The following is a 19686-nucleotide window of genomic DNA, read 5'->3' on the forward strand; positions in this document are numbered from 1 at the left end:
ATCCGAACGAGGGGACGATGACGGAGAGGACGCGCAGCCGGCGCGACGACCGGGCGCAGACGATCCTCGACGCGGCCGGCGCGGTCCTGCGCCGGGGCGGCGGCCGGGCGCTGACCATCGACGCGGTGGCGGCGCAGGCGGGCCTCAGCAAGGGCGGCGTGCTGCACCACTACGGCTCGAAGGACGCGCTGATCCTGGCCCTCGTCGCCCGCAAGCTCGCGGAGTTGCGCGAGGGCATCGCCGCCTGCGAGGCGCAATCCCGGCCGGGGCCCGACGGTCTGGCGCTCGCCATGGTGGCGCATCTGCGCGAGGCCTATTGCGAGGACGACGATTTTTCGCGCGCGCTCCTGATCGCGGCGGCAGAGAACCCGGAGGCTTTGGCCGGCTACCGCGCCTTCGTGGCCGAGCGGCTGGAGCGCCTGGAAAGCGCCGACCCGCCGGGCGCCGGGCCGATGCTGTTCTTCGCCATCCTCGGCCTGGTCATGGGCCGGACGCTCGGCTTCCACGACATCGGCGGCGCCCAGGCCGAGGCGCTGTTCGGCGCGCTGGAGCGGGCGGCGCGCGCCCTCGGACCGGCTCCGGCGCGGTGAGCGAAACGGCCCGCGCCGAGCCGGGAGGATTGGGAACCGCCTCGGGTTTCGGACGTAGTGAACCAGCGAACGGGCGGTAGGCGGTCGTCGCAGCACCGGCGCGGGCACGGGTTTCAAGGAGAGACGGGACGGAACGGTCGTCGCGCCGCGGAGTCATCCGAGTGCGGGCCGTCGACCGCGCGAGCCATGACGATGCCTTCACAGGATGCCGAAGCCCTGGCCGCCTTGGCCCGGCTCTGCGGCGAGGTCCGCGCCCGACTTCCCGGCTCGGCTCATCATCGCCTGCGGGTCCTGCTCGACATGCTCCTCGTCGATCTCGCACGCGAGGGGTTTTGCGCGGAGGGCGGGGCGCAGGGGCAGAGCGGCGGCGAAACGGAGCCGGACCTGTCGCGGACATCGCCTTGAACGAAGCCGGATTCGGCCCCGGCCCGCCCCGAACGACGACCGCCGACGCGTTCAAGAGGGCCGCGGCTTCAGCGATCGTCGATCTGGCAGACGAGGCGGATCGTCATGACGCCGTCGCCGGTTTCGTTGCGCACGGTGAGCACGAGGGTGGAATCCTGGCTGTCCTCGGCTTCGGCGGCCATCAGGGCGGTCATCACCCGCAGGGCCTCGCGCCGCAGGGCAAGCGGATCACCGATCTCGCGGCCGACTTCGTCACGCAGGTCGGCCCCGTCGTGGATGTCGAAGAAGTAGCGGGCCATCGGCAGGAATGACTTCTTGACAAAAACCGGTCTCCGGCCGCGCGCCGACGACCGCCGTGAGTGATGCAACGCAAAAACAACGCGTGTCGATTTGTACGGTTTCGAACCATGCGTCATGAATGACGTATACAGATCACCCCACTATGGCGAGGGCCGCGCGGGGATAACACGCGCTAGTGAGCCAGGATCTTCGACAAAAACTGCTGAGCCCGCTCGCTGCGGGGCTGGCCGAAGAAGGCGTCCTTGGTGGCGTCCTCGACGATCTCGCCGCGATCCATGAAGATCACCCGGTCGGCGACCTTGCGGGCGAAGCCCATCTCGTGGGTCACGACCATCATGGTCATGCCGTCGCGGGCCAACTCGACCATCACGTCGAGCACCTCGCCGACCATCTCGGGATCGAGCGCCGAGGTCGGCTCGTCGAACAGCATCACCACCGGGTTCATGGCGAGCGCCCGGGCGATGGCCACCCGCTGCTGCTGCCCGCCCGAGAGCTGGCCCGGAAATTTTTTCGCGTGCGCGGAGAGCCCGACACGGTCGAGGAGGTCGAGACCGCGCTTCCTCGCGTCCTCCCCGGAGCGCCCGAGCACCTTGCGTTGCGCGATGGTGAGGTTGTCGGTGATCGACAGGTGCGGAAACAGCTCGAAATGCTGGAACACCATGCCGACCCGGGCGCGAAGCTTGGGCAGGTTCGTGCCCCTGTCCTTCACCCGCGTGCCGTCGACCGTGATCTGCCCCTCCTGGAACGGCTCCAGGGCGTTGACGCACTTGATCAGCGTGGACTTGCCCGAGCCCGAGGGCCCGCACACGACCACCACCTCGCCGCGGGCCACGCGGGTCGAGCAGCCGGTCAGCACCTTGAAGTCGCCGTACCACTTCGAGACCCCCTCGATGGCGATCATCGACCCGGCCGTCGCGGGGGCAGGCGCGGGCGTGACGAGCGGGCCGGCGCGCAGGCCTTCGTCCGCCGGAGCTTCGCTCGCGTTCGCCGTGGGGGTTCCGGCGGCGGGGGCCGGCATCGGGGTCGAGGTCATCGCGATAAAAACCTCAGCGGATGATGGCGACGCGGGTCTGCAGCCGGCGCACCAGCCACGAGGCGGTGAAGCAGACCGCGAAGTAGACCAGCGCGGCGAACAGGTACATCTCGACCAGGCGCCCGTCGCGCTGTGCCACTTTCGAGGCCGCGCCCATGAAGTCCGTCAGCGACAGGACGTAGACGAGGGAGGTGTCCTGGAACAGCACGATGGTCTGGGTCAGGAGCAGGGGCAGCATGTTGCGCAGGGCCTGCGGCAGCACCACCAGCCGCATCGTCTGCCAGTAGCTCATGCCCAGCGCCGAGGCCGCCGCACTCTGGCCCTTGGCGATCGACTGGATGCCCGCCCGCATGATCTCGGCGAAATAGGCCGCCTCGAACAGGGTGAAGGTGACGAGCGCCGAGGCGAAGGCGCCGACCTGGATCGGGGTCGCCGAGCCGGTCACCCAGGCGCCGATATAGGGGACGAGGAAGTAGAACCAGAAGATGACGAGCACCAGCGGCAGGGACCGCATCAGCTCGACATAGAGCTTGGCGGCCTGCGTCACGCCGGGGATGCCCGAGAGCCGCATCATCGCGAGCCCCGTGCCGAACACGATGCCGCCGGTTGCCGCCAGCGCGGTGAGCGTCAGCGTGAACACCATGCCCTGCCCGAACAGGTAGGGCAGGGACGCGGCGATGACCGAGAAATCGAAGTTCGAGAACATCTAGCGCCCCCCCGGCACGGCGACGGCGCGCTCCAACAGGGTGGCGCCCGCGATCACCACGAGGTTGATCAGGACGTAGAGGATCGTGGCCGCGGTGAAGGCCTCGAACACCTGGAACGAGAATTCCTGCATCGAGCGGGCCCGCGCCGTCAGCTCCAGCAGGCCGATGGTGAGCGCGACCGAGGTGTTCTTGAGGTTGTTCAGGAACTCGGAGGTCAGCGGCGGCAGGATGATCCGGTAGGCGTTGGGCAGGAGCACGTAACGGTAGGTCTGCGCGACCGTGAAGCCCAAGGCCGTGCCGGCCAGGCGCTGGCCGCGGGGCAGCGACTGGATGCCCGCCCGCACCTGCTCGGCCACCCGCGAGGCGGTGAAGAAACCTAAGCACAGCACCGCCGTGTAGAACGGCGCGTCGGGCAGCTGCTTGACCGCCGTGCCGATCTCGGTCGGCAGCACTTCCGGCAGCACGAAGTACCACAGGAACATCTGCACGAGCAGCGGCACGTTGCGGAACAGCTCGACATAGGCCGTGCCGACGGCGTTGGCGGTCTTGGACGGCAGCGTGCGCAAGACCCCGATCACCGAGCCGAGGCCGAAGGCGATCACCCAGGAGCAGAGCGCGGTCGCGATCGTCCACGACAGGCCGGAGAGCAGCATGTCGGCGTAGGTGCCGACGCCCTCCGGCGAGGGCTCGAGGAAGATGCCCCAGTTCCAGGTGTAGTTCATCGCCTCAAGCCCCCGCCCGGCGCCTCAGTCAGTAGGCGGCCGGGTCGGCGCTGTCGCTGGGGTTGGCGAAGGCCTTCTGCATCGCCTCGCTCATCGGAAGCTTCAGGTTGATGCCCCGCGGCGGGATGGCCTGCGTGAACCACTTCTCGTAGAGCGCCTTGCCCTCCGGGCTCTTGTAGAGCGCGGCGGTGGCCTCATCGACCACGGCCTTGAACGGGGCGTCGTCCTTGCGCAGCATGATGCCGTAGGGCTCCGGCTTCGACTGCGCCTCCGACGAGATCGCGTAGGCGTCGGGCGTCTTGGAGCCGGCCACCAGCGAGGCGAGCAGCACGTCGTCCATCACGAAGGCGTCGGCCCGCCCCGTCTCGACCATCAGGAACGCCTCCGCGTGGTCCTTGGCCGGCAGGATCTTCATGCCGAGGGAGCGGGCGGTGTTGATCTCGTTGATCTGGCGGATGTTGGTGGTGCCCGAGGTGGAGACCACGGTGCGGCCCTTGAGGTCGTCGGTCTTGGTCAGCCCCTTGTCCTTCTTGGCCACGAACCGCGTCGCGGTGAGGAAGTGGGTGTTGGTGAAGGCCGCCTGCTTCTGCCGGTCGGCGTTGTTGGTGGTCGAGCCGCATTCGAGGTCGATCGTGCCGTTGGCGATCAGCGGGATGCGGGTGGCCGAGGTCACGGGGTTGAACTTCACATCGAGCTTGTCGAGCTTGAGATGCGTCTTCACCGCGTCGGCGACCTTGAGGCAGATGTCGAGGGCGTAGCCCACCGGCTTCTGGTCGCCGTCGAGATAGGAGAACGGCACCGAGGAATCGCGGGTGCCGATGGTGATGGCCCCGGACTCCTTCACCTTCTTGAGGGTCCCGGTCAGCTCCTGGCCCCGCGCAGGCGCGCCCGCGGTCAGGGCGGTGACGGCGGCGAGGAGGAACGCGTCTCTCAGGCGCATGCGGCGGACCTTACTTTCTTCGCGGGCGGCCGATGAGGGCCGGATCGGGCCATAGTGAAGCCGGGCGAGACACTTGTCATCCGCCGACCGGCTTCCTTGTCGGGGCAAGGCCCGTGCCGTGTCAGCCCGATCGCACACATCCGCTCGATCGAGGCGATCCTCCGAGAAGAAAATCAGAAGTCGCGCTGGACCCGCATGCGGATCTGGGTCGTGTCGTAGCGCTTCTCGGTATAGGCCGGCAGGCCGCCCACGGTGACGGGGCGCGTCTGATCGGCGATGCGGCCGCTCAAGGGGCCGGTGCCGATGTAGGTGCCCTCGATGCCGATATCGAGATCCTTGACCGGCGACCAGATCAGGCTGGTGCCGGCGATGATCTGGTAGTTGTCGCGCAGGATCGGGCTGACCGCGAAGGCGGCGCCGGGCGGAGGCGCGGAGGCGCCGACGATGCCGTTCACGAGGCTGAAGGCGTCCCGCGTCCCGCGCGGAAAGCTGACCTCGCCGTAGCTGCCGAAGAAGGCCGAGCGCCATTCGGGCGACCAGTAATGCAGGTAGGAGGCGGTCGCCGTGAAGCTCTGCGACAGGGCGATGCGGCCGGTCAGCGGGTTCACCACGGCGTCGGCCAGGGCGTGGACGAAGGGCGCGCCCTGCACCGGCCCGAGTTGGCTGGCATAGCTCCCGGTGAAGATCGAGAAGCCGGTATAGAGGAGCGCGCCCTCGCCGTAGGCGCCTTGCAGGTAGAGGCCGTCGCCGGGGGCGATCCAGGGCATGTTGAGCTTGAGGCCGCCCTGCACCGCCCAGCCATATTCGGTCTGCGCCCCGGAACCGAGGCCGCGGGCGGCAAGCAGCGCCGCGGCGGTGCCGGGCGTCACCGGCCCGGCGGCGGCGCCCGGCACCGGCGTCAGGGTGGAGACGGCCGAGTTGGCGATGAAGCCGCCGATGTTCACGTCCTTGACCGCCGCCGAGAGCTGCATCGCGCCCCAGGGCGCGTCGTAGCGCAGCGACCCGACGAAATCGGGCATGCGCGAGCGCTGGACCGTGTCGAGGAAGACGACGGTGTTGGCGGTGCCGTCGGCGTTGGTGCCGAGGATGACCGGACTGGGCGCGGTGTTGAAGACGTTGTTGACGCCGCTCTGGCCCGGCCCCGTGGCGGGGGCGCCGAAGGAGGAGGCGTAGAACGGGTTCTTGCGGAAGTTCGGATCCTCCATCGACAGGGTCGCGGACCAGCCCTCACCGAATTTGTGGGTGTAGGCGAGCAGGTTGGTGGAGGCGAGGTCGGAGCCCGCCGTCGAGGCGATCAGCTCGTAATCGTGGGCGTAGAAGTCGAAGAACGAGGAGGCGCGGCCCGCCGTCAGCCCGGCGAACTGCACGAAGGCCTTCTCGGCGATGATGAAGTTCTGCACCCGCCCGAGCTGATCCTGGCCGACCGCCGGGAAGGCGTTGGCGATGCGCTGCTGCGTGCCCGAGGTCATGAACACGCCGGTGCGGCTCGCCGCCTCCACCCGCAGGAAGGCACGCAGGGTGCCGTAGCCGGTCTGGGTGCGCGCATCGAAGTTCATCCGCATCAACCCGCGATACTGCGACAGGTCGCCGGACGAGTTGTTGCGGTTCTGGACCGGAATGGTGCCGGCCTCGAAGCGGGCGCGGCCCGAGACCCGCAGGCAGGTGTCGGTGCCGGGGATGTAGAAGAAACCCGCCCCGGAGGCGGAGCAGACCCGGACATACTCGATCGGCACCGCCTTCCGCACCGGCAGGTCGGCCGCCCGAGCGGCCGGGGCCACGACCACGAGGAGCGCCGCCCCCGAGAGAAGCTTTTTCGCGATGTGCCCCATGCCTGCCCCCAGCCGGGCCCGGCTCATCGCCGCCCCGCGCACGCCCGCGCCGCATCATGGCCCCGTCCGCCGTCTCGCGCGGCGCGTTCGCGGCTCGCCCTGCCCACCGATCGGGCAAGGTGTTCGATGCGGATGCAGAACGTGAAGACTGTCCAGTAAGCGGAGCGTGGCGGGCTGGACTGGCCATGACAAGCTCGATCGCGCGCTCCACAGGCGCCGGGGGCGAGCTGTGACTTTTTTGCCGGCGCCGGGCTTTCTCCGGCACCGCGCGGCCGTTCCCGGGATGATGCCGAGGCGCAGGCCGTGCACCTACGCGGGGTCGGCGAGCGAGGCCGGAGGAGGGGGCAGAGGGAGGGGGCCGGGCCCGCCGTCCCGAACCGGCTCTCGATCAGGTGCGCGGCGGGCGCCGTTCGGCAATGCGCGCCTGGAACCAGTCCCGCAGCAATTCCCGCTCGTAGAAGAATGCCTGCCCGGACGAGGAGCGGGCGTAGCGCGTCAGGAAGTTGAGGTCGGAGACCGCCTCCTCCCCCGCCAGCACGGTGCGGCGGCCCTCGCGCAGGGCGTAGCGGATGCGGAAGCGCGGCGGGGTGACGTCGTTGACGACGCGCAGGCCGAACGGCGCGTTGGCCCCCGGCTGGTCGAAGCCGGCGAGGTCGATGTCGAGCACGTCGATGTCGAGGCTCTGGCCCGGCGCCAGCACGCGGCCGCCCAGGCTCTCGAACAGGCGGCGCATCTCGGCGAGCGTCACCCGCAAGGGAGGCCCCGACCCGAAGCGGTTCTCGGCATCGGTGTAGCGCTCGGGCGCGACGAAGCGGACCGTGACCTGCGCGCAGGCCGGGAGCGGCGCGGCCAGCGCCGCCAGCAGCGCGGCCGCCCCGAGCGCCCGCCTCATTGGTGCGAGCGGTTGATGATCGCCTGCAGGGCTCGGGCCACCGGCTCGGTGATGGTGCGCCGGTACTTGCGGTGGACCAACTGGCCGTTGTGGTAAATGTCCTGTTCGACGTAGAGGCGCTCGCCGTCCCAGCGCACGATGTTGTCGGATTCGGTCGTCTCCTCGACGCCCAGATCCTGGCGGAGGATCGGTGCGCCGGATGTCGTGTGCATGGATCGCCTCGCGTCGGGTGTCTCGCCCGCACCGTCTTAAGGCCTGCGGCGGCGGGGCACCAGACGGGCACGCCCATTGACGTGACAGGACGCGCCCGGCGCAGCGGGCCTCGTCCCGAAAGATGGTTTCCGACCTTCGGCAAAGAGACGATGCGGCACAAGGATCGAGGATCGTCCTCGATCCGATATGCAGGACGACCCTCGATCATCGCGACGGCCCAAGGCCGGCGCCCCAGCCGCCCGCGTCGAGGCCGGAGACGACGACTACCTGACCGTCACCTGATCCTTGATGCGCTGGTAGGTGGCGCGGTTGAGCACGCGCTTCGACAGGAGTTGATCGACGGAGGCGTAGGGGCGGTGCCCGATGATCGTCCGGCCGATGGCGCCGCCGCCCTTGAGGGCGTTCAGCTCGGCGAGCGAGGCGGTGTTGAGATCGACCAGGGCGACCGCGGCCGGGGGGGCGCTCTCCGCCGCCGCCTCGGTCGGATCGGGCGCAGCCGTGGCGGGGACGGGAGCGGGGGAAGGGGCGGGCGCGGTGACGGACGCGGGCGGCGGGCTCGGCTCGCGGCGGGGCAGGGACGGTTGCGGCGTGGGCGGCGCCTCGGCCGTCGGGGCGGGCTCGGGCGGCACGGGTTCCGGCGGCGGGACGGGGCGGCTCGGCTCCGACCGGGGGGCCGGCTGCATCGCGGCCTCGGGCTTGGGGGCCGGGGGAGCGCCGCGCATCCAGACGAACTGGACGAGACCGGCGATGCCCGCGGCCGCGACCAGAACGAGCAGGACGCGCAGGATCGCCGAACCGCTGAGCATGCGAGCCCTCCCCCCAGACGGCTCCGGACGCTCGGAGACTCGGCGCGGAACCGGCGCGACCCGCCGCGTCACGCTTCGCTGAGGATCTTAGGGCCCTTCGATCCGGCGAACATATGAGCGGATTTGAGAAAAGCGCTCTGTGCACAGGCCGCTTGCGCACAATCCGGAGAGATTTGCCGAAACGCGCGGCCCGCTCCGCTGTGGCGGCACGGCACCAGGCCGCCTCCGTCGCGCGCGCGGCCGGCGGAACGCGATACGGTCAAGCTCGTTCTGGTATAAGCTGGGCCATGCGCACGGGCTCCGGCTGACATGAGCCGAGCCGTTCGAACGGTTCTTGGGATCCGACCGATGCCTCCTCGCTCCCGCTGGTCTCGCCTGATCGCGGCCGTCCTCGTCGCGGGTCAGGCCGCGTCGTGCTCCTCGTTGCCGCGCACCGCCTACACCAAGGCCGAGGCCGAGGCCGCCACCGTGCCGGGGATGGTGGGCGTGCGGGCCTATGCCGATGCCACCGCGGCGGAATTCGTCACCATGACGGCGGGCCCCCAGCGCAAGCGGCAAGCCTTCAGCTACCTCGCCCTCTCGGGCGGCGGCGGCGACGGCGCCTACGGCGCGGGCGTGCTCAACGGCTGGACGGCCTCGGGCGCGCGGCCCGAATTCACCATCGTGTCCGGCGTCTCGACCGGCGCGCTGATCGCGCCCTTCGCCTTCCTGGGCTCCGGGTACGATTCCTACCTCACCGAGATCTACACCAGCGGCATCGCCGGCTCGCTGGTGCAGGGGCCGAGCCTCGCCAACGTGCTGTTCGGCTCCGGCCTGTTCGGCGACGGGCGCCTGCGCGACCTGATCGCCCGCTACGTCACGCCCGACCTGCTGCGGGCGGTGGCCGAGGAGCACGCCAAGGGCCGGCGCCTGCTCGTGGTGACGACGAACCTCGACAGCCAGCGCGCCGTGATCTGGAACATGGGGGCCATCGCGGCGAGCGGAGCGCCCAATGCGGTGGCGCTGTTCACCGACGTGCTGACCGCCTCGGCCAGCATCCCGGCGGTGTTCCCGCCCCAGCTCCTCGACGTGCAGGCGGAGGGCCGCGCCTTCCAGGAGATGCATGTCGACGGCTCGGTGGTGACGCCGGTCTTCACCCTGCCGCAGTCGTTCCTCGTGCGCGACGGGCGCATCAAGAGCGCCGGCAAGGCCGACATCTTCGTCGTCATCAACGGGCGGCTGGAGCCCGAATTCGACGTCACCAAGAACAACACCCTCTCGATCGTCGAGAAGTCCTTCACCACGGCGAGCCGGGCGCGCTCGCGGGCGACGCTGGTGGCCACCGACGCCTTCGCCAGCCGCAACGGCATCGGCTTCAACCTCACCTATATCGACGAGCGCGCGCCGCAGACCACCACGGCGCGCGGCTTCGACACCGGCTACATGCGCAACCTCTACCAGTTCGGCTACGAGACCGGCCGCACCGGCCGGTTCTGGCACCGCAACGTGCCGGCCGCGCCGCTCGTGAAGGACGTGGTGCAGGAGGCGGTGGCCGGGCGCTGACGCCTCATCCCGAACGGGGCCGCCGGCTTTCGGAACGGGACGAGGCGAACGCCCAGGCTTTCGCGTCAGAGCGTGATCGCCAGCGGCTCCAGGCTGAGCCGCACGGCGCCGGCCGGGCATCCGCTCTCCGCGGCGGCGTAGCGGATCGCGGCCTCGCGATCCCGAAAATAGCCGCCGCCGAGGCCGTGGCTCTCGAGGGCGACCCAGCGGCCGCGGCAATCCTGGCCGACGACGTAGCTCAGGGCGACGCGGGCCGGGGGCGGCTCGGCGGAAACAAGCGAAGCGGACATGATCGGGCAGGGGGTGACGCGGTCGGGGAAGCGGACCGCGACGGGAAACTGAGCGCCGGGGCGTGAGGATTCGAGCGGGAAAACGGCCCGCAGCGTGAGGAAGTCATCAGGACGGAAGGCACGCTTCGAGGCGGCCGCCCTCCCGTGCCCCAGGTCGGCCGACCGAAGCCGGAGGCTCCCCGAAAGGCGGCGGGCCCATGGGCAGGCCTATGGGCAGGCCTATGGGCGGGCCTATGGGCGGGCCTGAGGGCGGGGCAGATTGCCCCGCCCGTCGCGAAACCGCGAAAACCTACTTCCGAAGGATCTTGGTCACCAGCCGGCCGATCGGCGAGCTCGATCCGGCGTTGCGGTCGTCGCGGATGACGGGGCGGTCCTCGTTGCCGAGGATCTTGGTGACGAGGCGGCCGATCAGGCTCATGGCGGGCTCCGCGAGGCTCGAGGGAACGGTGCAGCTTATGCCCGTTAACGGCTCGGCCCGCGGCGGCGTTCCGTCAGGCGGGGCGGCGCCATAGGCTCGCCGCCACCGGCACCGCGAAGGCCAGGAACAGGAGCCCGAGCGCCCAGGCGCAGCCATGCGGCGGCGACAGGTCCATGCCGCCGCCGACGAGGGGCGGCCCGAGCATCAGCCCGACATTGTAGAGCATCACGAAGGCGGCGTTGGCGCCCGCCAGATCCGCCCCCCGCAAGGTGGCGCCGAGATGGGCGAGGCCGACGGTGTAGAGCGTGCCGGCGATGCCGCCCCAGGCGAAGATCAGCGCCGCGAGCCCCGCCCACGAGCCGGAGGCGGCCGGGATCGCGGCGGCGCCGAGCGCCCCCAGCAGGCTGGCGCCGAGCATCACCGCGCGGCGGTCGATCCGGTCGGCCAGGAGCCCCACGGGGATCTGGAACAGCACGTTGCCGAGCGCCGCCGCGCTCACGAGGGCGGCGGCGCTGGCGGCATCGTAGCCGATGCGCAGGCCGTAGAGCGGCAGGATCGCGAAGGCCCCGGCCTCGACGGCGCCGTAGAGCGCGGCGGCGAGCACCGCCACGGGAGCGAGCCGCAGGTAGCGCACGAGCCCGCCGCCCTCGCCGTGGCCGAGCGCGGGCGAGAGGTTGCGGGCGAGCCCAAGGGGCAGCAGGCCGAGGAAGAACAGCCCGGCGCCCGCGAGGTAGGGGGCGAAGCCGTCCGTGCCGAGCCCCGTCAACAGGGCCGGGCCGATGGCGAAGCCGAGCGCCAGGATCGTGGCGTAGACGCCCATGACGAGGCCGCGCCGCTCCGGGGGCGCCGCGTCGTTAATCCAGAATTCCGAGAGCACGAACAGGACGCCGAGCGTCGTCGAGAAGACGAAGCGCAGGGGAAACCACAGGGCGAGGTTCGGCACGAGCTTGAAGGCGACGAGGCACAGGCCGCCGAGCGCGATCGCCGAGGCCAGCAGCCGCACCACGCCGAGCATCGCGGCGAGCCGCGGCACGAACGGCACGGTCAGGATCGCGGCGAGCCCCGCCACCGCGGTGTTGAGGCCGATGACGACGCTGGAGGCCCCCATCCGCTCCATCTCCAGCGACAGAAGCGGGATCGACAGCCCGAGCCCGATGCCGACCACCGCCACGCAGGCGATGGCCGCGGCCATCGCACCGAGGCGGTCGCGGTCGGAAGGAGCAGCGGAGGCGAACATGACAACTCAGGGCGCGGGGGAGGCGCCTGCCTCAGCAGCCTACGCCGCCGCGGGCAACCCCGCGCGGCTCAAGCCGCGTGCCGATCCGCACCCGCGCCGAAATGGCCGATGTAGCGCGCCGCGATGGCCGCGACCGGAAGCACCACGAACACGTCGGTGGTGCCGAACTGGCGGTCGATCACCGCGCCGTCGCCGAAGGTGGCGCCGACCCGCAGATACCCCTTCATCAGCGGCGGCAGGCTCGCCAGCGCCGCCTTGGGATCGACCGCCTCGCGGGACAACCGGTCCATGGCCACGTAGCGCTCGGACAGGGCGCGCGCGCGCCACGCCTCGGGGGCGCGGGCGTGATGGTGGAGGAAGCTCAAGGGAAGCGCGAGCCGGTCCGGGTCGGTGCCTTCCAGGCTGGCGCAGCCGAGCATCGCGTCGATGCGGTGGTGCAGCACGTAGGCCCAGATGCCGTGCCACAGCAGCTCCACCGTCCGCTTGGTGCGATAGGGCTTGAGCACGCAGGAGCGGCCGAGTTCGAGGAAGCGCTTTTCGGGGTGGCGCTCGATCAGCGGCGCGAGGTCGTACTCGCCCGCCGAGTAGAAGCCGATATGCGCCTCCGCCCGGTCCTGGCGCAGCAGGCGGTAGGTGCCGACCACCTTGGGCCGCGCCTTGCGGAAGGGCTTCGCCTCGGTCGCGGCGTGATCGATGACGAGGAGGTGGTCGCAGACCGCATCGTAGGCGTCGACGTCGCGGCGCTTGAGGGCGGAAAACCCCGTCGGCACCGCCGACATCTCCTCGTAGAACACGCGGAAGCGCAGGCGCTGCGCCCGGCGTATCTCGGCCTTGGTGGTGGCGAGCCGCACTTCGAGCTGGCCGATCCGGCCGAGGCAGGGATCGAGCCCCGGTGCGGACAGCATCGCCTTGCGTCGGGGCTTCAGCAGGATCGGGGCGCCGCCGGGCAGCGCGATGTCGCCGCCCTCGAAGGTCTGGCGGAAGCGGGCGAAGGGGGCCTGCACCTTCGACTCCCAGCCGGCCTTCCACGCCGCACCGGCCTCGCGCGGGGAAAAATTCGGCAGCATCGTTGTCCGATCCGTCGCGTCGAGGCGCGCCCCTGCGCGGCCCTTGTCGACGCGGGGCGACAACACCACAGGGGCCGCACGCTTTTATGACGGAAAATCTTTTGGATCGACAGAGGCTTGCGCGGCGCCAAGGGCGATCCCGCGCAAGCTCCGGCGCGATAGCCGGCGAACGAAACCGGCTAACGATATCAGGGGGTTGGCGAGCCCCTTACACGAACTGGTTCAGGCCCGGGATCGAGGCGACGATCGGGCCCATCGTGTCCTCGCCCACCGTCTCGCGGCCATAGGCGAACAGCTCCTGGCCGAGCGGCTGCATCTGGTTCATCGGCACGCCGGCCGAGATCAGCTTCTGGCCGAGCGCCATCACGCCGCCGCCGCCCATCATGCCGCCGAGCATGCCCATCAGCCCACCGCCGCCGCCCTCCTGGGCGTTCGCCTGGGCGATGGCGGCCTCGGAGCCGGGGAGTGCGGCGAGCATCTTGCTCACCTCGGTCGCCGGCCCCTCCTTCTGCAGGAAGGCCAGGATGTGGCCGATCGCGGTGCTGGCGGTCGCCGCGTCCAGTCCGGTGCGGTTGGTGACGCGGGCAATCAGCTCTTCCATGAATCCCTTCCTTCTCGACGTGTTTCGTCTGTCCGACGCGGCGGCCGCGAAATCAAGGGTTGCCGGGGCTCCCGCCCCTGGATCATGACGGCGCGCCGCCATAACCTTCGCCGCGGCAAGGCCATCACGGTTCGGGCGGGGGGACACGATGAGCGATACGGGCACCATCCTGGTCGGCCGGAGCACGGGCCCGAACCCGAAGCCCGAGGTGCTGACGCTCAAGCTCGCCAACCGCCACGGCCTCGTGGCGGGCGCCACCGGCACCGGCAAGACCGTGACGCTGCAGGTGCTGGCCGAGGGTTTTTCCAACGCGGGCGTCCCGGTCTTCGCCGCCGACATCAAGGGCGACCTGTCCGGCCTCGCGGCGGCGGGCGAGGCCAAACCGCACTTCGTCAAGCGGGCCGAGGAACTGGGCATTTCTTACGAGCCCGACCGCTTCCCGACCGTGTTCTGGGATCTGTTCGGCGAGCAGGGCCACCCGATCCGCTGCACCGTCACCGAGATGGGCCCGCTGCTGCTGGCGCGGCTCCTCGAACTCAACGACACCCAGGAAGGCGTGCTCAACATCGCCTTCCGGGTCGCCGACGAGAACCAGTGGCCGCTGATCGACCTGAAGGACCTGCGTGCGCTCCTCACCTTCCTGTCGGAGAACGCCAAGGACCTGTCGGCGACCTACGGCAACGTCGCGAGTTCCTCGATCGGCGCGATCCAGCGGGCGCTGCTGGTGCTGGAGAACCAGGGCGCCGCCCAATTCCTGGGCGAGCCGGCGCTGAACTTGTCCGACTTCATGCGCACCGACCGGGAGGGAAGGGGCTTCGTCAACATCCTGGCCGCCGACAAGCTGATGCAGCGGCCGCGTCTCTACGCCTCGTTCCTGCTGTGGATGCTCTCGGAGCTGTTCGAGCAGCTCCCCGAGGTCGGCGATCTCGACAAGCCCAAGCTGGTGTTCTTCTTCGACGAGGCGCACCTGCTGTTCAACGACGCGCCCAAAGCCCTCCTCGACGCCGTCGAGCAGGTGGTGCGCCTGATCCGCTCCAAAGGCGTCGGCGTCTACTTCGTGACGCAAAATCCCCTCGACGTGCCCGAAACGGTGCTGGGCCAGCTCGGCAACCGGGTGCAGCACGCGCTGCGCGCCTTCACCCCCCGCGACCAGCGCGCCGTGCGCGCCGCCGCCGAGACATTTCGCCAGAACCCCGGCTTCGACGTGGGCAAAGCCATCACCGAACTCGCCGTCGGCGAGGCGCTGGTGAGTTTTCTGGAGGCCAAGGGCACGCCCTCGGTGGTCGAGCGGGCGCTGATCGCCCCGCCGCAGGGGCGGGTGGGCCCGCTGACGCCGCAGGAGCGCGCGGCCCTCATCCAGGCGAGCCCGTATCGCGGAAAGTACGACGAGGCGGTCGACAACGAGAGCGCCTACGAGATGCTGGCCAAGCGCAAGGACCTCGACAGCGCCCCGGCGGAAGCCGCCGCGCAGACGGAAGGGGGTCTTGGGGGCATGCTGGGCGGCTGGCTCGGCTCCGTGCTGGGGAGCGGCGAAGAGGCGCCGAAGGGCAAGGGCAGGGGGCGCCGCCCGCCGCCGAGCCTCGTCGAGCAGGTTTTGGGGAACGCCGCGCGCTCGATGGCGCGGAAGGTGGGGACCGAGGTGGGCAACGCAATCCTGCGGAATGTGCTCGGGGGGCTGACGAAGAAGTAGGCGGTACCGGGAAGCCGATGTCCGAGGCCTTGTCGTTGAAGGAAGCACTCGCACGACGGGACGCAATCCCGGCCGCCGACAGCGCCCGTTCCGGTTCCCCCATCCGCCTGCGCCTGAAGCGGACGGGTGAGATCGCCCGGCCGATCGATCTGGCTCGCCTGCTCACCCGCCACGGCTTGTCGCTGAAGCGCGCCCATGCCACGCTCAACCGCATCGCCGCAGACGAAGCCGTGGTGGTCCGACTCTGGAGCGAGGCGCCGGATGAGTTACCCGGCCAATTCGGCGCGCTCGGCGTCGAGGCGTCGCCCTTGACGATCCCCGAGGTGGACACGCGGGCGATCCGCGCGCGGCTCGGCCTGTCGCAGGCCGATTTCGCCGTACGCTTCGGCTTCGAGCTCGACACGGTTCAGAACTGGGATCAGGGCCGCCACGCCCCGGACCCGGCGACGCGGGTGCTGCTGGCGATCATCGACCGCGATCCGGCGCTCGTGGAAGCGGTGATGATCGACACCGGCACGCATGAACGGACACCCGCCTGACGGGTCTCCATTGACAGCGGCGCACGTTCTCGACTATCCGCCCCGTACCGCGCGGCTTCCTCGACGAAGTCCGCGCGTTTCGCGTTCGCGCGCACGGCCCAGCTGATGATGCGCGGATGACCTGAACAAAAAGACGACCCAGGCGCTTCGCGGTGCCGGAGGTCGGCAGAGAACACGAAAGACCAACGATGTTCGCAGTCATCAAGACCGGCGGCAAGCAGTATCGCGTTGCCGCCAACGACGTCATCACCATCGCGACCCTCGAGGGCGAGGCCGGCGCCTCCGTCACCTTCGGCGACGTGCTCCTGTTCGGCGACGGCGAGGCCACGCAGGTCGGCACCCCGCTGCTGTCGGGCATCGGCGTGACCGGCGAGATCGTCCAGCACGGCCGCACCCGCAAGGTCATCGCCTTCAAGAAGCGCCGCCGCCAGAACTCGCGCCGCCGCCGCGGTCACCGCCAGGACTTCACGGTCGTGCGCATCACCGAGATCAGCGCCGGCGGCAAGTCCTCGAAGGCCGAGCCGCGCAAGGCCAAGAAGGCCGCCTCGGCCGAGCCGGCGCCCGCCGCCGCCGAGTAAGCCCGAACGCTGATTCCCAAAAGAATTCCGGAGCAATCCCATGGCACATAAAAAAGCAGGTGGCTCGTCCCGCAACGGCCGCGACTCCGCCGGCCAGCGCCTCGGCGTGAAGAAGTTCGGCTCGGAGGCCGTCATCCCGGGCAACATCATCGTGCGCCAGCGCGGCACGAAGTGGCATCCCGGCGTCAACGTCGGAATGGGCAAGGATCACACCCTGTTCGCGCTCGTCGAGGGCAAGGTGCAGTTCGAGACCCGTCGCGGCCGCGCCTTCGTGACGGTCGTACCGGTGGCCCAGGCCGCAGAGTAACGGCGGACGCTTTCCCGCGACGAAGCGAGCGTCCCGCCGGTGTCCCACACCGAACCGGCGGACGGTCTTGCGAGCTTCGTCGGAAGCTTTCGGATCGGAACACGGGGGAGGATGGGCCGCCATCCTCCCCCTTCGTCGTCCCGCAACGATGCTCGGCATCGGCATGAGAAGCGGACGCGGATGTTCCCCGACCTGACCCGAGACGACGTCTTCCGCATCGAGACCCGGCGGCTGTGGCTGCGCTGGCCCACCGCCCGCGACGCCGAGGCCGTGGCCCGCCTCGCCGGCGATCCGGCAGTGGCCCGGATGACCGCTCAGCTCCCTTCGCCGATGCCTCTTCATGAGGCTGAAGGCTTCGTTCTGCGGGTCCGTGCCGGAAACACCGAGGGAAAGGGCCTGATCATGGTCGTCTGCCGCCGGGCGAGCCCAGGGCAGCCGGTCGGCATCATCGGAATCGGACCGCGGCCGGAGGCGCCAGCGCCGCATCTCGGCTACTGGCTTGGGCGGCCATACTGGGGCGAGGGGTTGATGAGCGAGGCCGCGGCGGCGATCGTCGAGGCCTATTTCGCCTATGCGGGCGGGCGGGAACTCGTCTCCTCGGCCATGGTGGACAATCCAGCCTCGCGGCGCGTTCTGGAGAAAAGCGGCTTCGTCGCCGATAGCTGCGGAGAAATCTTCTCGGTGGCCCGCGGAGAGACGGTGGCGGCCGATTCGTTCCGGCTCGACCGGGCGGGCTGGCTCGACCGGCGGGGGAGGGTGTCATGAGGACGCGCATCGTCGCTGGGCTCAGTGCCGGGCTCACGGCGGCGGGGCTCATCGGCTTCCTCGCCTCGATCGACCGCAATCCGGTGCCGCCGCCGCGGCCCGCCCCGGAGGCATCGCGGCCGGCCGCGTCCGCGGACCCGCGGCTCTACTGCGAGTTCTACAACTTCGCCAGCCGCACCCCGAAGGTCGGGTTCTACTTCACGGCCCCGGCCGGCGGTGGCGACTACGCCCAGATCTTCCAGAAGGATGCGGACGGGGAGCAGACCATCTTCGATCCGCGGCCGGCCTGGGCCTATGTCCGGGACGGCGAACAGCCGACCCTGACCTCGCCCGACGGGGCGATCACGATCAACCTGTACGGAGACGCCAGGAACGCGACCCGCCCCGCAACGGCTGCCTCCGGCGGCTGGTTCGAGGCGGGCCTGCGCAGCGTCCGGTACCTCAACCTCGAAGGCCAGTGCCGCCGCACGGCGACCTGACCCAACCGCAGAGAGTCGACCCGTGAAGTTCCTGGACGAAGCCAAGGTCTACGTGCGCTCCGGCGACGGCGGTCCCGGCTGCGTGTCCTTCCGCCGTGAGAAATTCATCGAGTTCGGCGGGCCGAACGGCGGTGACGGCGGACGCGGCGGCGATGTCTGGATCGAGTGCGTGCAGGGTCTCAACACCCTGATCGACTACCGCTACCGCCAGCACTTCAAGGCCCGCAAGGGCGAGCACGGCATGGGCTCGAACTGCCACGGCGCCAAGGGCGAGGACGTGGTGCTGCAGGTGCCCGCGGGCACGCAAGTGCTGTCCGAGGACGGCGAGACGCTGATCGCCGACATGACGGAAGTCGGGCAAAGGGTCCGGCTCGCCAAGGGCGGCAACGGCGGCTTCGGCAACGCCTATTTCACGACCTCGACCAATCGCGCCCCGCGCCACGCCAATCCGGGCCTCGAAGGCCAGGAGATGTGGGTGATCCTGCGCCTCAAGCTGATTGCGGATGCCGGCCTCGTCGGCCTGCCGAATGCCGGCAAGTCGACGTTTCTCGCCACCGTCACGGCGGCCAAGCCCAAGATCGCCGACTACCCCTTCACGACCCTGCATCCGGGCTTGGGCGTGGTGCGCTCGGACGAGCGCGAATTCGTGCTCGCCGACATTCCCGGCCTGATCGAGGGCGCGCACGAGGGCATCGGCCTCGGCGACCGGTTCCTCGCCCATGTCGAGCGCTGCCGGGTGCTGCTCCACCTCGTCGAGGGCACCAGCGAGCATGCCGGCAAGGCCTACAAGCTGGTCCGGCGGGAACTCGAGGCCTATGGCGGCGGCCTCACGGACAAGCCCGAGATCGTCGCGCTCTCCAAGGCCGACGCCCTCGATCCCGAGACCCGCAAGCAGCAGCTCGCCCGGCTGAAGCGGGCGGCGGGGAGCAAGGTGCTGGTGCTCTCGGCGGCCTCGGGGGAGGGGGTGCAGGAGGCGCTCCGCGCGATCCAGGCCCAGCTCGACGCGGGCGCCGCAGCGGAGGCGGAAGAGGCGGAGCCCGCCGCGCCCTGGCAGCCGTAGCGCCTGGGTTCGACGGCCGGGGAGCCGGCGCGGCGCCACGGGCGGCATCGCGGCGTTAGGTCTCAGCGCCGCCCCGCCCCAAGGCTTCGGGCAGGCGCTACCTTGGACGCCATGCGCCTTCCCCTTCTTCTCACCGCCCTCCTGCTCTGCGCCGGCACCGCCCGCGCCGAGCCGTCCTGCACCGACCTGATCGACAAGGTGACGGCGGCGACCGGGGCGACGATGGCCGAGCGCAGCGCCGACTTCGCCCGGTTCGACGCCGGGCCTGACACCTCGCTGACGCTGTCCTGCGGCGGCGTCCATCCGTCCTCGGTCGGCGCCCAGCACAAGGGCGAGACCCCGCCGGAGGCCTATTACGCCCTGTTCGCGAGGGCGGGGCACGCCGTCACCGGCATCGCCACCGACATCCTGACCGACGCCGCCCAACGCGCCCGCGAGGCCGCCGGGCGGATGCGCCACAGCCATATCGAGGCGGGGGGCGCGCTCGTCACCTGCTCGACCATGAAGAACGACAAAGGTCCGCTGACGCTCTGCGCCGTGATCGAGCGCGCCGACCGATCATAATTTGCCCATCGTCTTCAGAAGCTTGATCACGACGGCTCGCGTGCCGTGCGAGACTGCGGGGCGATCTTGACTCCGGCCAGGGGGCAGGGGAGAAGCTCGCGCCTCGTTTCTC

24 protein-coding genes and 1 pseudogene are annotated in these 19686 nt (G+C 70.3%); 11 read left to right on the plus strand and 14 right to left on the minus strand.

What is annotated here, in order from left to right; translation table 11 throughout:
* The first annotated feature begins 17 nt into the window (after positions 1 to 17).
* Both BM140_RS17170 and BM140_RS17175 read left to right on the plus strand, forming a co-directional pair.
* The gene (locus tag BM140_RS17170) at positions 18 to 590 is read left to right on the plus strand and encodes a TetR/AcrR family transcriptional regulator (protein WP_091949081.1); all 573 of its coding nucleotides are present in this window, start codon (positions 18 to 20) and stop codon (positions 588 to 590) included.
* Between the two features lie 192 nt (positions 591 to 782).
* The gene (locus BM140_RS17175; RefSeq protein WP_091949186.1) at positions 783 to 995 is read left to right on the plus strand and encodes a hypothetical protein; all 213 of its coding nucleotides are present in this window, start codon (positions 783 to 785) and stop codon (positions 993 to 995) included.
* Positions 996 to 1063: 68 nt separating this feature from the next.
* On the opposite strand, the gene BM140_RS17180 is transcribed toward BM140_RS17175, so the two are convergent.
* The 9 genes from BM140_RS17180 to BM140_RS17220 form a co-directional block, all read right to left on the minus strand.
* Entirely contained in the window at positions 1064 to 1294 is a 231-nt protein-coding gene (locus BM140_RS17180) for a DUF6894 family protein (RefSeq protein WP_091949084.1), read from the minus strand.
* Between the two features lie 173 nt (positions 1295 to 1467).
* Positions 1468 to 2196, minus strand: coding sequence for an amino acid ABC transporter ATP-binding protein (locus BM140_RS17185; protein ID WP_091949189.1), 729 nt, complete (start codon positions 2194 to 2196; stop codon positions 1468 to 1470).
* 145 nt (positions 2197 to 2341) lie between these two features.
* Positions 2342 to 3034, minus strand: a complete 693-nt coding sequence (locus BM140_RS17190) for an amino acid ABC transporter permease (protein ID WP_091949086.1) — start codon at positions 3032 to 3034, stop codon at positions 2342 to 2344.
* Positions 3035 to 3757, minus strand: a complete 723-nt coding sequence (locus tag BM140_RS17195) for an amino acid ABC transporter permease (protein ID WP_091949088.1) — start codon at positions 3755 to 3757, stop codon at positions 3035 to 3037.
* Between the two features lie 28 nt (positions 3758 to 3785).
* Positions 3786 to 4697 carry an amino acid ABC transporter substrate-binding protein gene (locus BM140_RS17200; RefSeq protein ID WP_091949091.1) on the minus strand — a complete coding sequence of 304 codons (912 nt, stop codon included), beginning with the start codon at positions 4695 to 4697 and terminating at the stop codon, positions 3786 to 3788.
* Positions 4698 to 4870: 173 nt separating this feature from the next.
* Entirely contained in the window at positions 4871 to 6526 is a 1656-nt protein-coding gene (locus BM140_RS17205) for a porin (protein ID WP_091949093.1), read from the minus strand.
* A gap of 388 nt (positions 6527 to 6914) precedes the next feature.
* Positions 6915 to 7418 carry a DUF3016 domain-containing protein gene (locus BM140_RS17210; RefSeq protein WP_091949096.1) on the minus strand — a complete coding sequence of 168 codons (504 nt, stop codon included), beginning with the start codon at positions 7416 to 7418 and terminating at the stop codon, positions 6915 to 6917.
* Complete coding sequence (locus tag BM140_RS17215) at positions 7415 to 7630, minus strand: hypothetical protein (RefSeq protein ID WP_091949099.1); 216 nt, start codon at positions 7628 to 7630, stop codon at positions 7415 to 7417. The genes BM140_RS17210 and BM140_RS17215 overlap by 4 nt, the downstream gene beginning before the upstream one ends.
* Positions 7631 to 7894: 264 nt before the next feature.
* Positions 7895 to 8437: a ComEA family DNA-binding protein gene (locus BM140_RS17220; RefSeq protein ID WP_091949101.1), complete on the minus strand. Its 543-nt coding sequence runs from the start codon at positions 8435 to 8437 to the stop codon at positions 7895 to 7897.
* A gap of 348 nt (positions 8438 to 8785) precedes the next feature.
* Between BM140_RS17220 and BM140_RS17225 the strand changes: the two genes are divergently transcribed.
* Entirely contained in the window at positions 8786 to 9979 is a 1194-nt protein-coding gene (locus BM140_RS17225; protein WP_091949104.1) for a patatin-like phospholipase family protein, read from the plus strand.
* Positions 9980 to 10044: 65 nt separating this feature from the next.
* Here BM140_RS17225 and BM140_RS17230 read toward each other — a convergent pair whose 3' ends face one another.
* The 5 genes from BM140_RS17230 to BM140_RS17250 all read right to left on the minus strand — a co-directional run bounded on the left by BM140_RS17230 (position 10045) and on the right by BM140_RS17250 (position 13592).
* Entirely contained in the window at positions 10045 to 10269 is a 225-nt protein-coding gene (locus tag BM140_RS17230; protein ID WP_091949107.1) for a hypothetical protein, read from the minus strand.
* A 289-nt stretch (positions 10270 to 10558) separates the two neighbouring features.
* Complete coding sequence (locus BM140_RS17235) at positions 10559 to 10687, minus strand: TFIIS helical bundle-like domain containing protein (protein ID WP_091949110.1); 129 nt, start codon at positions 10685 to 10687, stop codon at positions 10559 to 10561.
* Between the two features lie 73 nt (positions 10688 to 10760).
* Positions 10761 to 11924 (minus strand): MFS transporter, encoded by a 1164-nt coding sequence (locus BM140_RS17240; protein ID WP_091949113.1) that lies wholly within the window; start codon positions 11922 to 11924, stop codon positions 10761 to 10763.
* Between the two features lie 68 nt (positions 11925 to 11992).
* Positions 11993 to 12991 carry a l-ornithine N(alpha)-acyltransferase gene (gene olsB / locus BM140_RS17245; RefSeq protein WP_091949115.1) on the minus strand — a complete coding sequence of 333 codons (999 nt, stop codon included), beginning with the start codon at positions 12989 to 12991 and terminating at the stop codon, positions 11993 to 11995.
* Between the two features lie 208 nt (positions 12992 to 13199).
* Positions 13200 to 13592, minus strand: a complete 393-nt coding sequence (locus tag BM140_RS17250; RefSeq protein ID WP_091949120.1) for a DUF2267 domain-containing protein — start codon at positions 13590 to 13592, stop codon at positions 13200 to 13202.
* Between the two features lie 148 nt (positions 13593 to 13740).
* On the opposite strand from BM140_RS17250, the gene BM140_RS17255 reads away from it, so the two are divergent.
* The 8 genes and pseudogenes from BM140_RS17255 to BM140_RS17290 all read left to right on the plus strand — a co-directional run bounded on the left by BM140_RS17255 (position 13741) and on the right by BM140_RS17290 (position 19574).
* The gene (locus BM140_RS17255) at positions 13741 to 15282 is read left to right on the plus strand and encodes a helicase HerA-like domain-containing protein (protein ID WP_091949123.1); all 1542 of its coding nucleotides are present in this window, start codon (positions 13741 to 13743) and stop codon (positions 15280 to 15282) included.
* 35 nt (positions 15283 to 15317) lie between these two features.
* On the plus strand, positions 15318 to 15821 hold the full coding sequence (locus BM140_RS17260) for a helix-turn-helix domain-containing protein (protein WP_131803871.1): 504 nt from the start codon (positions 15318 to 15320) through the stop codon (positions 15819 to 15821).
* 188 nt (positions 15822 to 16009) lie between these two features.
* A pseudogene (gene rplU / locus BM140_RS17265) lies at positions 16010 to 16318 on the plus strand (50S ribosomal protein L21); the annotation flags it as partial.
* A gap of 121 nt (positions 16319 to 16439) precedes the next feature.
* Complete coding sequence (gene rpmA / locus BM140_RS17270) at positions 16440 to 16706, plus strand: 50S ribosomal protein L27 (RefSeq protein ID WP_091949132.1); 267 nt, start codon at positions 16440 to 16442, stop codon at positions 16704 to 16706.
* Between the two features lie 180 nt (positions 16707 to 16886).
* Positions 16887 to 17471 carry a GNAT family N-acetyltransferase gene (locus BM140_RS17275; RefSeq protein WP_091949135.1) on the plus strand — a complete coding sequence of 195 codons (585 nt, stop codon included), beginning with the start codon at positions 16887 to 16889 and terminating at the stop codon, positions 17469 to 17471.
* A complete protein-coding gene (locus tag BM140_RS17280; RefSeq protein WP_091949138.1) occupies positions 17468 to 17950 on the plus strand; it encodes a hypothetical protein in 483 nt (160 codons plus the stop codon). The genes BM140_RS17275 and BM140_RS17280 overlap by 4 nt, the downstream gene beginning before the upstream one ends.
* A 22-nt stretch (positions 17951 to 17972) precedes the next feature.
* Positions 17973 to 19010, plus strand: a complete 1038-nt coding sequence (obgE, locus tag BM140_RS17285; protein ID WP_091949142.1) for a GTPase ObgE — start codon at positions 17973 to 17975, stop codon at positions 19008 to 19010.
* A gap of 111 nt (positions 19011 to 19121) precedes the next feature.
* Positions 19122 to 19574 (plus strand): hypothetical protein, encoded by a 453-nt coding sequence (locus BM140_RS17290; protein ID WP_091949149.1) that lies wholly within the window; start codon positions 19122 to 19124, stop codon positions 19572 to 19574.
* The last annotated feature ends 112 nt before the right edge of the window (positions 19575 to 19686 follow it).

Source organism: Methylorubrum salsuginis, from assembly GCF_900114375.1.
GTDB lineage: Bacteria > Pseudomonadota > Alphaproteobacteria > Rhizobiales > Beijerinckiaceae > Methylobacterium > Methylobacterium salsuginis.

Coding starts and splice junctions, on each gene's coding strand:
- BM140_RS17170 (WP_091949081.1), top strand. CDS start 18: ATGACGGAGAGGACGCGCAGCCGGCGCGACGACCGGGCGCAGACGATC.
- BM140_RS17175 (WP_091949186.1), top strand. CDS start 783: ATGCCTTCACAGGATGCCGAAGCCCTGGCCGCCTTGGCCCGGCTCTGC.
- BM140_RS17180 (WP_091949084.1), bottom strand. CDS start 1,294: ATGGCCCGCTACTTCTTCGACATCCACGACGGGGCCGACCTGCGTGAC.
- BM140_RS17185 (WP_091949189.1), bottom strand. CDS start 2,196: ATGATCGCCATCGAGGGGGTCTCGAAGTGGTACGGCGACTTCAAGGTG.
- BM140_RS17190 (WP_091949086.1), bottom strand. CDS start 3,034: ATGTTCTCGAACTTCGATTTCTCGGTCATCGCCGCGTCCCTGCCCTAC.
- BM140_RS17195 (WP_091949088.1), bottom strand. CDS start 3,757: ATGAACTACACCTGGAACTGGGGCATCTTCCTCGAGCCCTCGCCGGAG.
- BM140_RS17200 (WP_091949091.1), bottom strand. CDS start 4,697: ATGCGCCTGAGAGACGCGTTCCTCCTCGCCGCCGTCACCGCCCTGACC.
- BM140_RS17205 (WP_091949093.1), bottom strand. CDS start 6,526: ATGGGGCACATCGCGAAAAAGCTTCTCTCGGGGGCGGCGCTCCTCGTG.
- BM140_RS17210 (WP_091949096.1), bottom strand. CDS start 7,418: ATGAGGCGGGCGCTCGGGGCGGCCGCGCTGCTGGCGGCGCTGGCCGCG.
- BM140_RS17215 (WP_091949099.1), bottom strand. CDS start 7,630: ATGCACACGACATCCGGCGCACCGATCCTCCGCCAGGATCTGGGCGTC.
- BM140_RS17220 (WP_091949101.1), bottom strand. CDS start 8,437: ATGCTCAGCGGTTCGGCGATCCTGCGCGTCCTGCTCGTTCTGGTCGCG.
- BM140_RS17225 (WP_091949104.1), top strand. CDS start 8,786: ATGCCTCCTCGCTCCCGCTGGTCTCGCCTGATCGCGGCCGTCCTCGTC.
- BM140_RS17230 (WP_091949107.1), bottom strand. CDS start 10,269: ATGTCCGCTTCGCTTGTTTCCGCCGAGCCGCCCCCGGCCCGCGTCGCC.
- BM140_RS17235 (WP_091949110.1), bottom strand. CDS start 10,687: ATGAGCCTGATCGGCCGCCTCGTCACCAAGATCCTCGGCAACGAGGAC.
- BM140_RS17240 (WP_091949113.1), bottom strand. CDS start 11,924: ATGTTCGCCTCCGCTGCTCCTTCCGACCGCGACCGCCTCGGTGCGATG.
- olsB (WP_091949115.1), bottom strand. CDS start 12,991: ATGCTGCCGAATTTTTCCCCGCGCGAGGCCGGTGCGGCGTGGAAGGCC.
- BM140_RS17250 (WP_091949120.1), bottom strand. CDS start 13,592: ATGGAAGAGCTGATTGCCCGCGTCACCAACCGCACCGGACTGGACGCG.
- BM140_RS17255 (WP_091949123.1), top strand. CDS start 13,741: ATGAGCGATACGGGCACCATCCTGGTCGGCCGGAGCACGGGCCCGAAC.
- rpmA (WP_091949132.1), top strand. CDS start 16,440: ATGGCACATAAAAAAGCAGGTGGCTCGTCCCGCAACGGCCGCGACTCC.
- BM140_RS17275 (WP_091949135.1), top strand. CDS start 16,887: ATGTTCCCCGACCTGACCCGAGACGACGTCTTCCGCATCGAGACCCGG.
- BM140_RS17280 (WP_091949138.1), top strand. CDS start 17,468: ATGAGGACGCGCATCGTCGCTGGGCTCAGTGCCGGGCTCACGGCGGCG.
- BM140_RS17290 (WP_091949149.1), top strand. CDS start 19,122: ATGCGCCTTCCCCTTCTTCTCACCGCCCTCCTGCTCTGCGCCGGCACC.